The sequence below is a fragment of the Mycobacterium sp. NGS64 genome, from assembly GCF_059812245.1.
Genome location: NZ_JCALCI010000001.1, coordinates 160,008 through 172,972, shown reverse-complemented (window position 1 = coordinate 172,972; position 12,965 = coordinate 160,008). Strand labels below are relative to the sequence as shown.

Genomic DNA, 12,965 nt, shown 5'->3' with positions numbered 1-12,965 from the left:
GCGTCACCCGTCCGGTTGGGAACGACCATGACCAAACCCAACCTCGGCCGGTTCGGATCGTTCGGACGCGGCGTGACGCCCCAGCAAGCCAAAGAAATCGAGTCCCTGGGTTACGGGGCGGTCTGGGTGGGCGGTTCCCCGCCGGCCGAGCTGGCCTGGGTCGAACCCATTCTCGAGGCGACGACCACCCTGCAGGTGGCCACCGGCATCGTCAACATCTGGACGGCGGCCGCGGGCCCGGTGGCCGAGTCGTTCCACCGCATCGAGAAGGCCTACCCCGGCCGCTTCCTGCTGGGCATCGGCGTCGGGCACCGGGAGGCCATCAGCGAGTACCAGAAGCCCTACGACGCCCTGGTCACCTACCTCGAGCAACTCGACGAGCACGGCGTGCCGGCCGACCGGCGGGTGGTGGCGGCCCTGGGGCCCCGGGTGCTGAGGCTGGCGGCCGAACGCACCGCCGGCGCGCACCCCTACCTGACCACCCCCGAGCACACCGCGCAGGCCCGCGAACAGATCGGCCCGTCGGCGTTCCTGGCGCCCGAACACAAGGTGGTGCTGACCACCGACCCGGAGCAGGCCCGCGCCGTCGGCCGCAAAGCGCTCGACATGTACTTCAACCTGGCCAACTACCGCAACAGCTGGAAGCGGCTGGGCTTCTCCGAGGAGGAAGTCACCCGCCCGGGCAGCGACCGGCTGGTCGACTCGGTGGTGGCCTACGGCACACCGGAGCAGATCGCCGCGCGGCTCAAAGAGCACCTGGACGCGGGCGCCGACCACGTGCCCGTGCAGGTCCTCACCAAGGATGAAAACCTGGTCTCGGCGCTGGCCGAATTGGCGGGGCCGCTCGGACTGAGCTGACCGACGCGAGGGGGATCTGGATGAGCGAGGCAGTTGCACTGAAACCCGACCTGGGGCGGTTTGGCGTCTGGCTGGCCACCCGCTCGATCTCGCCCGACCTGGCCGCCGAGATCGAGGCACTCGGGTACGGCGCCGTCTGGGTCGGCGGCTCGCCCGACGCGGAACTCGCCTGGGTCGAGCCGGCCCTGGGCCGGACGAGCTCGCTGCAGCTGGCGACCGGCATCGTCAACATCTGGTCGGCGCCGGCACCCGAGGTCGCCGACTCCTTCGCCCGCATCGAGGGCGCCCACCCGGGCCGGTTCCTGCTCGGCATCGGGGTGGGCCACCGCGAGCACACCGAGGAGTACGTCAAGCCCTACGACGCCCTGGTCAGCTACCTCGACGCCCTCGACGCCGCGATGGTGCCCACCAGCCGGCGGGTGCTCGCGGCGCTGGGGCCGCGGGTGCTGCGGCTGGCGGCCGAACGCGCCGCCGGCGCGCACCCGTACCTGACCACGCCCGAGCACACCGCCAAGGCGCGCGAACAGCTGGGCGGGTCGGTGTTCCTGGCGCCGGAGCACAAAGTGGTGCTGTCCACCGACCCCGGGCAAGCGCGCGCGATCGGCCGAAAGACCGCCGAGCGCTACCTGGCGCTGAGCAACTACGTGAACAACTGGCAGCGCCTGGGGTTCACCCAGGACGACGTCCGCAGCCCCGGCAGCGACAAGCTGATCGACGCGGTGGTGGCCCACGGCACCCCCGACGACATCGCGCGTCGCCTGGGTGAACATTGCGAAGCCGGCGCCGACCACGTGGCGGTCCAAGTGCTGGGGACGGCGAACGACGAGGCGCTGCTGTCGGCGCTGAGCGAGCTGGCCAGGCCATTAGGACTAACTGCCCCAAACTGATCATCCGGCTCGGTTAGGGTGTGTGACCATGCGATTGCTGGTCACCGGTGGAGCCGGCTTCATCGGCGCGAATTTCGTGCACAGCACGGTGCGGGAGCACCCCGAGGATTCCGTGACGGTGCTCGACGCCTTCACCTATGCCGGGCGGCGCGAGTCGCTGGCCGACGTCGAGGATGCCATCACGGTGGTGAAGGGCGACATCGCCGATGCCGCGCTGGTCGCCGCGCTGGTCGCCGAGTCCGACGCCGTCGTGCACTTCGCCGCCGAGACCCACGTCGACAACTCCCTGGACGACCCGTGGACGACCCTGCAGACCAACGTGGTCGGGACTTTCGCGATCCTGCAGGCGGTGCGGCGCCACGATGTCCGGCTGCACCACGTCTCCACCGACGAGGTCTACGGCGATCTGGAGCTCGACGAGCCCAGCCGGTTCACCGAGTCGACGCCCTACAACCCGTCGAGCCCGTACTCGGCGACCAAGGCCGCCAGCGACCTGCTGGTGCGGGCCTGGGTGCGGTCCTACGGCGTGCGCGCGACGATCTCCAACTGCTCGAACAACTACGGGCCGTATCAGCACGTCGAAAAGTTCATCCCCCGCCAGATCACCAACGTGCTCACCGGGCGCCGCCCCAAGCTGTACGGCGCGGGCGCCAACGTTCGGGACTGGATCCACGTCGAAGACCACAACAGCGCGGTCCGGCGAATCCTGGAAAAGGGTGAGAACGGCCGGACCTACCTCATCGCCGCCGAGGGCGAGCGCGACAACCTGACGGTGATGCGCGCGATCCTGCAGGCGCTGGGACGCGATCCCGACGACTTCGACCACGTCACCGACCGCGTCGGCCACGACCTGCGGTATGCCATCGACCCGACGACGCTGTACAACGAATTGGGTTGGACGCCAAAGCATGCCAACTTTGAGGAGGGTCTGCACGCCACCATCGAGTGGTATCGCGCGAACGAGGCGTGGTGGCGGCCCCTCAAGGAGGCCACCGAGGGCCGCTACGAAGAACGAGGTCAGTGACATGCCGGCGCGTGAGCTAAAGATCCCCGGAGCGTGGGAGATCACCCCGACCATCCACGGCGATTCGCGGGGCCTGTTCTTCGAATGGCTCACCGACCGCGCGTTCACAGAGTTCGCCGGCCACCGGCTCGACGTCCGGCAGGCCAACTGCTCGGTGTCGTCGGCCGGCGTGCTGCGTGGCGTGCACTTCGCGCAGGTGCCACCGAGCCAGGCGAAATACGTGACCTGCGCTTCCGGTTCGGTCTTCGACGTCGTCGTCGACACCCGCGTCGGGTCACCGACGTTCGGGCAATGGGACTCGGTCCTGCTCGACGACCGGGACCGCCGGACGATCTACATCTCCGAGGGCCTCGGGCACGGGTTCCTTGCGCTGCAAGACAATTCGACGATCATGTACCTGTGCTCGTCGGAGTACGACCCACAGCGCGAGCACACCATCTCCGCCATGGATCCGACCCTGGCGATCGACTGGCCGGCGATCGACGGCGTCGCGCTCACGCTGTCCGACCGCGACGCGGTGGCGCCCAGCTTCGAGGAGGTGCGCGCCGCCGGTCTCCTGCCCACCTGGGAGGAGACGCAAAGCTTCGTCGCCGGTCTGCGCGAGCAACTCGACAACGCGTGAGCTTCACCGGGAAGGTCGCATTCGTCACGGGTGGCGCGTCCGGCATCGGCGCCGCGCTTGTAACCAAGTTGGCCGACGGGGGCGCCGAAGTCTGGATCGCCGATCGCCAACTCGACGCGGCGCAGGCGCTGGCGCAGCGCTTGGGCGACGGTGGCGCAACGGCAAACGCGATCGAGCTTGACGTGCGCGACTACCCGGCGTTCGAGCGCGCCGTCGCCGAAGCGGTGCGTCAATCCGGGCGGATCGACTACCTGTTCAACAATGCCGGAATCGGGGTGGGCGGCGAGGTCGATTCATACGCCCTCGAAGACTGGGACGACGTCTTCGACGTGAACCTGCGCGGTGTGGCGCACGGCATCCAGGCGGTGTACCCGATCATGATCCGGCAGCGCTCGGGCCACATCGTGAACACGGCCTCGATGGCCGGCTTGCTTCCCTCCCCCGGCGCGGTGAGCTACACCGCCGCCAAGCACGCCGTCGTCGCGATCTCGCGGGCGCTGCGGGTGGAGGCCGAACACCATGGCGTCAAGGTGTCGGTGCTGTGCCCCGGCGCCATCCGCACGCCGATCCTCACCGGCGGCACCTACGGGCGGATGACCAAGACCGGCGCCAGCGACGAGGCGCTGCTCAAGTTTTGGGAGCCGATGCGACCCATGGCGCCCGAGAAGTTCGCCGAGCGCGTGCTTCGGGCCGTGTCGCGCAATCACGCGATCGTCATCGTGCCGGCGTGGTGGAAGGCATTTTGGTACCTGGACCGCCTCTCGCCGGCCATCTCGGCGCAGGCCGCGCGACTCACTGTCAAACGGTTACGCGAAATGGGACCCGCCGCCTAGTGATTCGGCGCTGAAAACCGGCGCTTCCGCTACCCGAAGTCGTTATCATTCGCTTTGTCGCAGTAGTCGGGCCGCGACGCTTTGTGTGTCATTGTTGGAGGGGTCCGATGTCGTTTGTGTTAGCTGTTCCGGACGTAATGGCTGATGCGACAACAACTTTGGCGGGCCTCGGGTCGACGATCGGCGCGGCCCAGGCGGCGGCGGCGGCGCCCACGACGGGCGTGCTCGCGGCGGCCGGCGACGAGGTGTCGACGGCCATCGCGGCGATGTTTTCTTCCTACGGCTCGGCGTATCAGGCGCTGAGCGCCCAAGCCACCGCGTTTCACACACAGCTGGTGCAGGTCCTCAACGCGGGGGCGAACGCCTACGCGGCCACCGAGGCGGCCAACGCCTCGCCGCTGGAGACGCTCCAACAAGACGTACTGGAGCTGATCAACGCGCCCACCAACACGCTGTTCGGGCGTCCACTGATCGGCAACGGCGCCAACGGCGTAACGAACGCCCAGGGGGTGGGCACTCCCGGCGGTCCGGGCGGGATCTTGGCCGGCAATGGCGGCAACGGCGGCAACAGCACCGCCGTCGGCGCGCCCGGCGGCGCCGGTGGGCCCGCGGGCCTGCTCCTCGGAAACGGCGGCAACGGCGGTACCGGCGGCCCGGCCGCGCTCGGCGGCGCCGGCGGCCCTGGCAGCTTGTTGGGCGCGCCCGGCGCCACCGGCGCGCCCGGCCTGGCGACGGTTCCCATCACGGTGCAAAACAACGACATCATCGCGAACATCTCGGTGGGCGGGGGACCGACGGCGTCCGTGATCGTCGACACCGGGTCGAAGGGTCTCATTCTCCCGCCCCAAGACGTGAACATGGCGACCCTCGGCGCGCCCACCGGCTTCGGCACCGTCGTATACGGCGAGCCCGGCAATACCCTGACGGTGAACTACAACACCTATACGACGACGGTGAATTTCGGGAACGGAATCGTGACCCAACCAACCACCGTCGCCGTGGCCACCTCGGCGACCCAAACCATCGCCTATTTCTTCACAAACCCAGTTCCCACTTCGCAAGTACCAGCCATCTTGGGCGTCGGGGTCAATTCTGGCGGACCAGTCGGCACCAGCCCCGTGACGGCGTTGCCCGGCAGCTTCGGTCAGGGCCTGCTGATCGATGAACCCAAGGGCGTGATGCAGTTCGGTGCAAACCCGTTACCCGCCATCGCCTCCCTCACCGGAGCCCCCTCGACCACACTGGACATACGCATCAATAACGGTGCCCTCCAACAGACTTCCGGCGCGTTCATCGATTCGGGCGGCCTATCCGGGTACGTGCCGGATAATCTCAACCCCCCGAATTCCGGCGGATACCTGCCGGCGGGAACCACCATTTCCGTCTACACCCCCGATGGGACGAAGTTGCTGTACACGACGACGGTCGGGGCGCAACAGACGCCCGTCGTATCAAGCCTCCTGGGCGGCAACTTCAACACCGGGATCGCGCCATTCCTGCAAGAGCCGATCTACCTCTCCTACAGCCCGGGCGGCACCGGCACCATGACCTTCGACACCTGACTTCGGGGACGGCCACGAGCGTGCGGGCCTCCCCAAACATCGGCCGAATTAGATTTGAAAGTAGCCACTTTCGCGACGAGTGCTGCTAACGTCCGCTTGTCGCAACTCGGGGCTTCGAAGGGTTTGGCATGTTCGTGAGACCGGAATTGATTGAGGCGTCGGCCGCCGATCTGGCCGGCCTCGGTTCGAGGATCAGCGAGGCCAATGCGGCGGCGGCAGCCCCGACCACCAGCGTGGCGGCCGCCGCCCAAGATGAAGTGTCCATGGCGATCGCGGCGCTGTTCGGCACCCAGGCGCAGCAATTCCAGGCGCTCAGCGCCAAAGCTGCGGCGCTTCACCGCCAGTTCGTACAGGCCTTGACCGGCGGCGCGGCATCCTATGCACAGGCTGAGGCCGCCAACGCGCTTTCGTTGCCCGCGGCGGCCGCGGCCTTAGTGGCGGCGGCAACCCCGGCGGATGTCGGAGGAGTCGCCTGGCAGGCCTTCGAAAAGGGAGTTGAAGCAATCGCCAGAATTGTAGGCCAACAGGTAGACGGCGCAGTCCGGACGAAGGCCTTAGCGGCGCTTGCGGCGCGGACCAAGCAGATAGCAACCACCGGTGTCAAGCTCCTTGCCAAGGACGGAGCGGCGATCTACACCGACGGACAAAAGATCGTCGTTACCGGGACCCAGTTCCCGGGCCTGTACGAGCCGGAGTATTTTCTTCAATCCATCGTTGACCCAAATATGACGAAATACTGGAACTTTGGCCTTGACCCGCAAGCTGTGAGAAACGTTTTGGGACCGGAGTTACACGTCTTTGCGCGGGGCGAGGGACTCGCCCAAAGTTATTTCAAGAAGGTCGGCAACGAGATCTACCAGATCGACACCAACGCCCAAGGCAGCATCATCCGCGAGTTCAAGACCACCGAAGCAATATTCAACCGCTGGGTGGCCATGACAACAGGGGCGCGCGGGCCTTGGCAGCTGCTTCGTTGAATGCACTGAGCACGGGGGTTTCCGGACAGGACAGGCGCACTCACTCAAGCCGCGGCGGTGGTCGCTTCCGCTGCTAACACGCCGCCGCCGACGTTGCGCCTTGACCGCAGCGACCCGGCCACGGTGCCCGCCCACAGCAACACGCACAGCGCCTCGGCGACGACGGTGAGTGCCGCGTGCGGCGACGGGTCCCAGCCGTGCTCGGTAAAGCCAAAGAGCCCAACGGTTCTCGACAGCGCGAAGGCGACCAGTGAGCCGCCGGCCAACGCGGCGGCCGACCATTCCACCCACCACGGACCGCCGGCGGCGACCAGGATGGCCAGCGAGAACGACACGCTGGCTTGGATCAAAAAGCTGGTGCCGATCATCGGAATGTGCTGGTAGCCATGGACGTACAGGTAGGCGTGGCTGAACGCGCTGACGGCCAGGGAGGCGGCCAGCGCAAGCCGGAGGAAGATTTTCATTGCAGCTTGGTCTCTTTCAGTGCGAGGGCGGCCTGGCCCTTGGTGTAATTGACCTCGCGGATGCCCAGGGCGTCGTGCAGCTTGCCCGCCGGCAGCGTGATCGGCTTGGGCGCCGGCCCGTCACCGGGATGGGGCAGCGGGTAGGCGGTCGTCGTCCCGCTGTAGAACGTCACCTTGCCCTCCGTCTTGGAAAACAGTTGGTGCACATGGCCGTTGAGGCATGTCACCGACGAGAACCGGCTCAGGTAGCTCAGGGCCTGGGTGGCGTCGTCGGTGCCCCAGCCCCAGTCCGGGTACATCGCGAACAACGGGATGTGGCTGAACACGATGACGGGCGTATCGCTGGACAACCCCGCGACGTCCTTCTCGACGAACTCCAACTGGTCGACGCCCAAGTGCCCGAGCTTCTTGAGGTTCAAGGTGTTCACCAACGCGATCACGTGGACGCCCGCGATGTCGAAGCTGTACCACCCGTCGCCCCGGGTCCCGGCGCCGAAGACGCTGCGGTACTTCTGCCCTGCGTCGTCGACCGAATCGTGCTCGCCCGGCACCGTAAACACGTGCGGGGTCTGCACTTTGGTGAGCATCTGCTTCACCTGGTCGAACTGCTCGGGGGTCGACAGGTGGGTGAGGTCGCCGGTGTGGATGACGAAGTCCGGTGCATAGCCAAGGCCGTTGATCTGATCGATCGCGTGGCCGAAGGTGCCGGCGACGTCCGGGTTGGCCGGGCCGGAAAAGCCGATGTGGCTGTCGCTCACCTGGGCGAAGCGCAGCGTGGGCCGGGCGCCGGTGTGCGATGCCGACGCCGTCCCGGCGACGTGCGAGATGACCTCGCCCCCGACGACGGCGAAGCCGACCGCCGCGCCGAACCACGCCGAGTGCCGGATCAGCTGCCGGCGGGTCATCGTGTTCGGGTCGTTCGTACTCATCCCGTCACCACCACGGTGCCGTGCATCATCGGGTGAATCGAGCAGACGTAGTCGAACTTGCCCGCGGTGGGGAAGGTGTGCGAAAAGGTGGCGCCGGTGCCCATTCCGGGCGACTTGAACGACCCGTCGGCGGCGGCGACCGTGTGCGGTTCCTCGTCCTTGTTGGTCCAGGTGACGGTGCTGCCCGCCTTGACGGTCAGCGTGGCCGGTGCGAAGGCGAAGTTGTCGATGGTGACCGCATCGCCCGCGGCCGCGGCCGGCGACCCCGTCGCGGACGCGGCGCCCGGCTGCGGACCCGGCGCCGAGGGCATCCCGCTCATGCCCGGCATCCCGGGCGTGCCGCTGGCATTCGATCCGAAGGTCACCGACGGCGGCTGCGCGGCGGGCGGCGACGATGAGCAGCCGGCCAGCAACAGGCCGACGGCCGACGCCGCGACCACATGTTTTCGAAGCTTGGCGATGTTCATGCCAAGAGATATGGCGGCGGGTTACACGTCGCGGCGCGGCGGGGCGAACACCTCGATCGCGCCGTCGACCTCGCGAACCTGCAGCGCTGGCAAGGGCTTTGGAGCGATCGGCAGCTGGTGGGTGCGCACCTGCCCGGTGGGCGAGAACGACGTGGTGTGGCAGGGGCATTGCAGCGCGTCAGCCTGGGCGTCGAACCACAGCCGGCAGCCCTGATGGGTGCAGACGCCGGAGATGGCCTGGGGTTTGCCGTCGACGCGGTGGACGAACCCCGTGACCGAGCCGAGGTCGAACGGATGCATGACGCCGTCGGCCACGTCCGCGCTCGACGCGACGCGCTGCCAGGTCCCGTCGTTGGGCGTCAGCTCACCCGCGACCGCGGGACCCTGCGCGGGGCCGCCGATCAGGGCGCGATCGATGGAAACCGCGGCGGCCGCGGCGGCCGCGGCGGCCGACGTGCCCACGATGACCTGTCGGCGCGTCGCGCTCTGCCTGGGCGCCGCCGGCGCCGGCGCGCCGTCCATCTGCTCCGCCAGGCGCCGGTGCAGATCGGCGAGGAACTCCTGGCGCGGCTCGGCGTCCGCGGTCCCCGCCGCCCGCAGGTCGATCGCCGTGCGGATCTGCGCGGCCTCGAAGTCGTCGGGCGCAAACGGCTTCGGCCGGCGACCCCGCAACAGGTCATCGACATAGCGCCGCAGCCCTCGCGCGTTCATCGTTGCCCTCCATCGTTGACCTGTGCCGCCAGCCGCAGGGCGCGGTGCTGCAGCACCTTGGCGTTGGCGACGCTGATCCCAAGCTCGGCCGCGGACTCCTTGATCGAATTTCCTTGCAGGAAGCGAATTTCGAGAATCTGGCGATACCGGTCCGGCAGACCGTCGAGAACCCGCGCGACGCGCTGGGGCGCGGTGCTAATCGCTTCCTCGCTCTCGGGTGGTTGTTCGATGTCGTCGATCGAGGTTATCTCCCGGCCCATAGTCTCCCGCCAGTGTGCGGCCAGCACCGTCCTGGCCGTGGCCCGCAGGTAGGCGCGCACCTCGCCGACGGTCGCGGTCAGGCGCAGTGGCCGCAGCGCGGCCAGAAAGACCTCGGCGGTCAGGTCCTCGGCGTCGGCGCGGTTACCCACCCGCGCGAACAGCGTGCGGTACACCCAGGACGCGTTGTCGGAGTACACCGCTTCCCAGTCGGGATAGCTTTCATAACCACTGTCGGGCACCGCGCGCAGCGGTCGCGAGACTAGCGGTTTCTGGGGGTCGTTTTGCGCCGCCACGGTCCTCCTTCACCGATTCAATATCGGACCGGGTTACACGCGGGCACGTCGGCTTCCGCGGCCATCAGCTCGTCCAGCTTCGTGGCGGCGGCCGCCAGGGCCGACTTGGCCATGCCCAAGACCCTCTCCCGCACCCGCGGCTTCGCCGATGCGGGCGCCAGTGAGTCGCCCACCAGACGCCCGAAGACGTCCAGGCGCGCCGCGGCCAGCCAGGCGGTCAAATCCGGGTCCTCCAGCCAGCGCAGCTGATTGCGGTAGTAGGCCCGCGTGATGCGCAGCCAGTCGAGGTCGGTGTCGGGATGCGGCAGCGGGTCACACAGTTCGTTCTTCACCGCGTCGTCGGGGTAGGCGGCCTCGACATGGGCGACGAGCGCGGCGCTGAACACCTGCTGGCACCCGCGCACGCTCTGCAGCGTGATGCCGGCGCCGTCGAAAATCGGTGTGGCGGGCCGTGTCTCGGCGCCGTCGGCGGTGCAGTCGACGTACAACGCCGAGGGGTCCATCGGCACCGCGCCACCCTCCAGGACCGCCTCGCCGGCGTCGGCGCGCAGCAGGTGGCCCATGCGCACCACGTCGGTGATGCGCCGCAGCTGCTCCAACTCGGCCTGGGTGACGGTCGCGCAGCGGTACATGGTCGGCCGGATCGCCGGGTCGATCCGCAGCAGCGCGCCGGCTTCCTCGAGGCGGACGAACAGGTCGTCGACCGACGCCGCGTCCCGGATCGCCCGCAGCTGCGCGGTGACGGCGGTCTTGATCGTCTCGGCGAACAGCGATCCCGGCTGCAGCGTCGCGCGATCCAGCAACCACGAGTCGCGCGGCACGATCCACGTCAGCCGATCCGGCGCGATGCCCTGGCCCAGCAGCCACAGGCACGCGTCGATGCCGGTCTTGCCGGCCCCCACGATGACGTAACGGCGGCGGGCGGCCAGCCGGGGCAGCTCGTTGGGCGCGACGCAGTCGACGCCCGGCGCGACCCGGTAGGGCGGCGGGCGCATCGAGGGCACCATGACGCGCATGTAGGTGGCGTCGACGACGCGGCGCGTCACGTCGACGGCGTACTCGGTCCCGGCCAGCGTCCTGAACCGGCCATCACCGGAGTATTCGCTCATCGGGAAGTAGGCCACGCGCCCGGTGGGCAGGAACCGCTGGCGCATGACGTGGTCGTAGTAGGCGCAGACCTCACCCGCGGTCGCCAACTCATAAAGCCCTTGGTTCCAGCCGACTTGGTCGATCGCGTCGCTGCCCAGGGGTAGCGAGTTGACGCCGTAGAACGCCGACGGCTGATGCAGCCGCACGAACGGGTAGGCCATGGTCCAGTGCCCGCCGGGCTGATGGTGGCGGTCCACCAGCACCACGCGTGCCTCGGTTTCGGTGACCAGCGTGTCGATGAACGCCATCCCCATGGCGCCCCCGCCGACTACCAGGTAGTCGGCCTCGATGGTGCGCATACGGGCTAAAGGCTAACCGGCCCGGGGTCGCTTCAGCGGATTTCGGCCGCCGCGATGCGCAGCTCGTCCAGGGCCGCGCGGGCCAATTCGCCCAGGCTCCGGTCACCATCTGACGTAATCCATTCGGCGAACGCCTCTTTGAACGCGAGCCCACCCAGCTCGGCGGCCAGGGCGGCCGTGCGATCCGGCACGCCCCGCGCTCGCAGCGCGTTCGCCACGGCCGCGGCGAGGCCGACCTGTTTGAGCGCATCGCGCTCCTGCAGTTCGGCGCTGGAGGCGATGACGGCCTTCACCCGGGGAGCGAGCTCGCGGTTGAGCGGGGTCATCGCCCCGGAAGCACGCTCCAGCCCGGCGGCGACCGCGGCAAGCGGCGTGGCGTCCGCGGGCGCCGAGGCGATGCCCTCGGTCAGCAGTTGCGACAACACCTCCTGACCGGCCGCCAGCACCTCCCGCTTGTCGGGGAAATACCGGAAGAAGGTGCTCTTGGTCAGGCCGGCCCGATCGGCGATCTCGGCGACGGTGGTTCGGTCGTAGCCCTGCTCGGAGAAAAGATGCAGCGCGGCCTCGACCAGGCGCGCACGCGCATCGGGTTCCCATCGGGGCATGCCGTCATCGTAGCGATGAGACCTTTATCCCATCACCGTGGTAGCGTGATGAGACATCGGTCCCATCACTTGAGGAGTGTGTCATGCGAGTTTTCGTCACGGGTGCCACCGGCGGGGTCGGCTCGGCCGTCGTTCCCGAGCTCATCGGCGCGGGCCACGAGGTTCTGGCGCTGGCCCGCTCCGACACGTCGGCCCGGTCGGCCACCGCCATGGGGGCCGACGTGCTGCGCGGCGCGCTCGACGACCCCGAGAGCCTGCGCGTCGGCGCCAAGGAGTCCGACGGCGTCGTCCACCTCGCCTTCCTGCACTTCGACGACTTCGAGAGGGCGGTCGCCCAGGAGGCGGCCGCGGTCGAGACGTTCGGCGCCGCACTCGCCGGGAGCGGCAAGCCGTTCGTCATGGCCTCGGGCACGCCGCCCGTCGCCGGCCGCGTCGCCACCGAGCGCGACTCGGTGCCGATCGACGGACTCGCTGGCGGGCGCGGCCGGAACGCCCAGGCCGCCCTGGAGCTGGCCGGCAGCGACGTCCGGTCGGCGGTGGTCCGTCTCCCCCGCTCCGTCCACCGGGCGGGCGGCCCCTGCGGGTTCGCCTCCCTGCTCGTCGCGGCCGCCCGAGGGACCGGCGTGTCCGGGTACGTCGGCGACGGCGCCAACCGGTGGCCGGCCGTGCACGTCCTCGACGCCGCCCTGCTCTTCCGCCTCGTCCTCGAGCAGGCCGACCCTGGCACGGTCGCGCACGCCGTCGGCGACGAGGGGGACCCGATGCGCGCGCTGGCCGAGGCCATCGGGCGCCAGCTCGGCCTCCCCGCCGCGTCGGTCCCCGTCGAGCATTTCGGACCCCTTGGCGCCATCTTCGCCCTGGACCAACCGGCCTCGAGCGCGTTGACCCAGGAGAGATTCGGCTGGCGGCCCACGCATCCGAGCCTGCTGGAGGACCTCGAGGCCGGAAACTACCCCGTGTGAGACGCGCCTTGCCAACCCCGGAGCCGAGTTACTAGGATATGCAAGTATTCGCGCGTAACGAC

Annotated in this window: 15 protein-coding genes; 8 read left to right on the top strand and 7 right to left on the bottom strand. The window is 68.8% G+C overall.

What is annotated here, in order from left to right:
- Nucleotides 1-27 precede the first annotated feature (27 nt).
- The 7 genes from AC5Y4S_RS00875 to AC5Y4S_RS00845 all read left to right on the top strand — a co-directional run bounded on the left by AC5Y4S_RS00875 (nt 28) and on the right by AC5Y4S_RS00845 (nt 6,763).
- A complete protein-coding gene (locus AC5Y4S_RS00875) occupies nt 28-858 on the top strand; it encodes an LLM class F420-dependent oxidoreductase (protein ID WP_500029222.1) in 831 nt (276 codons plus the stop codon).
- A 20-nt stretch (nt 859-878) separates the two neighbouring features.
- Nucleotides 879-1,745: an LLM class F420-dependent oxidoreductase gene (locus AC5Y4S_RS00870; RefSeq protein ID WP_500029221.1), complete on the top strand. Its 867-nt coding sequence runs from the start codon at nt 879-881 to the stop codon at nt 1,743-1,745.
- 28 nt (nt 1,746-1,773) lie between these two features.
- Nucleotides 1,774-2,769, top strand: coding sequence for a dTDP-glucose 4,6-dehydratase (rfbB, locus tag AC5Y4S_RS00865; protein ID WP_500029220.1), 996 nt, complete (start codon nt 1,774-1,776; stop codon nt 2,767-2,769).
- A 1-nt stretch (nt 2,770) separates the two neighbouring features.
- Entirely contained in the window at nt 2,771-3,391 is a 621-nt protein-coding gene (rfbC, locus tag AC5Y4S_RS00860; RefSeq protein WP_500029219.1) for a dTDP-4-dehydrorhamnose 3,5-epimerase, read from the top strand.
- Complete coding sequence (locus AC5Y4S_RS00855) at nt 3,388-4,224, top strand: SDR family oxidoreductase (RefSeq protein ID WP_500029218.1); 837 nt, start codon at nt 3,388-3,390, stop codon at nt 4,222-4,224. The genes rfbC and AC5Y4S_RS00855 overlap by 4 nt, the downstream gene beginning before the upstream one ends.
- 107 nt (nt 4,225-4,331) lie before the next feature.
- On the top strand, nt 4,332-5,786 hold the full coding sequence (locus AC5Y4S_RS00850) for a PecA family PE domain-processing aspartic protease (protein ID WP_500029217.1): 1,455 nt from the start codon (nt 4,332-4,334) through the stop codon (nt 5,784-5,786).
- A gap of 128 nt (nt 5,787-5,914) precedes the next feature.
- Complete coding sequence (locus AC5Y4S_RS00845; RefSeq protein WP_500029216.1) at nt 5,915-6,763, top strand: PE family protein; 849 nt, start codon at nt 5,915-5,917, stop codon at nt 6,761-6,763.
- Nucleotides 6,764-6,807: 44 nt separating this feature from the next.
- Here the strand turns inward: AC5Y4S_RS00845 and AC5Y4S_RS00840 are convergent, their stop codons facing one another.
- From AC5Y4S_RS00840 to AC5Y4S_RS00810, 7 genes are read right to left on the bottom strand one after another with little or no spacing between them, the layout of a single operon-like run.
- The gene (locus tag AC5Y4S_RS00840) at nt 6,808-7,227 is read right to left on the bottom strand and encodes a hypothetical protein (protein WP_500029215.1); all 420 of its coding nucleotides are present in this window, start codon (nt 7,225-7,227) and stop codon (nt 6,808-6,810) included.
- The gene (locus AC5Y4S_RS00835; protein ID WP_500029214.1) at nt 7,224-8,156 is read right to left on the bottom strand and encodes a metallophosphoesterase family protein; all 933 of its coding nucleotides are present in this window, start codon (nt 8,154-8,156) and stop codon (nt 7,224-7,226) included. The genes AC5Y4S_RS00840 and AC5Y4S_RS00835 overlap by 4 nt, the downstream gene beginning before the upstream one ends.
- Nucleotides 8,153-8,623: a cupredoxin domain-containing protein gene (locus AC5Y4S_RS00830; protein ID WP_500029213.1), complete on the bottom strand. Its 471-nt coding sequence runs from the start codon at nt 8,621-8,623 to the stop codon at nt 8,153-8,155. The genes AC5Y4S_RS00835 and AC5Y4S_RS00830 overlap by 4 nt, the downstream gene beginning before the upstream one ends.
- Nucleotides 8,624-8,644: 21 nt before the next feature.
- Nucleotides 8,645-9,334 (bottom strand): Rieske (2Fe-2S) protein, encoded by a 690-nt coding sequence (locus AC5Y4S_RS00825; RefSeq protein ID WP_500029212.1) that lies wholly within the window; start codon nt 9,332-9,334, stop codon nt 8,645-8,647.
- A complete protein-coding gene (locus AC5Y4S_RS00820) occupies nt 9,331-9,888 on the bottom strand; it encodes an RNA polymerase sigma factor (RefSeq protein WP_068101076.1) in 558 nt (185 codons plus the stop codon). Before AC5Y4S_RS00820 ends, AC5Y4S_RS00825 begins: the two co-directional genes overlap by 4 nt.
- Nucleotides 9,889-9,905: 17 nt before the next feature.
- Complete coding sequence (locus tag AC5Y4S_RS00815; RefSeq protein WP_500029211.1) at nt 9,906-11,336, bottom strand: NAD(P)-binding protein; 1,431 nt, start codon at nt 11,334-11,336, stop codon at nt 9,906-9,908.
- A gap of 32 nt (nt 11,337-11,368) precedes the next feature.
- On the bottom strand, nt 11,369-11,941 hold the full coding sequence (locus AC5Y4S_RS00810) for a TetR/AcrR family transcriptional regulator (RefSeq protein WP_500029210.1): 573 nt from the start codon (nt 11,939-11,941) through the stop codon (nt 11,369-11,371).
- Nucleotides 11,942-12,024: 83 nt separating this feature from the next.
- Between AC5Y4S_RS00810 and AC5Y4S_RS00805 the strand changes: the two genes are divergently transcribed.
- Nucleotides 12,025-12,903: an SDR family oxidoreductase gene (locus AC5Y4S_RS00805; RefSeq protein ID WP_500029209.1), complete on the top strand. Its 879-nt coding sequence runs from the start codon at nt 12,025-12,027 to the stop codon at nt 12,901-12,903.
- Nucleotides 12,904-12,965 lie beyond the last annotated feature (62 nt).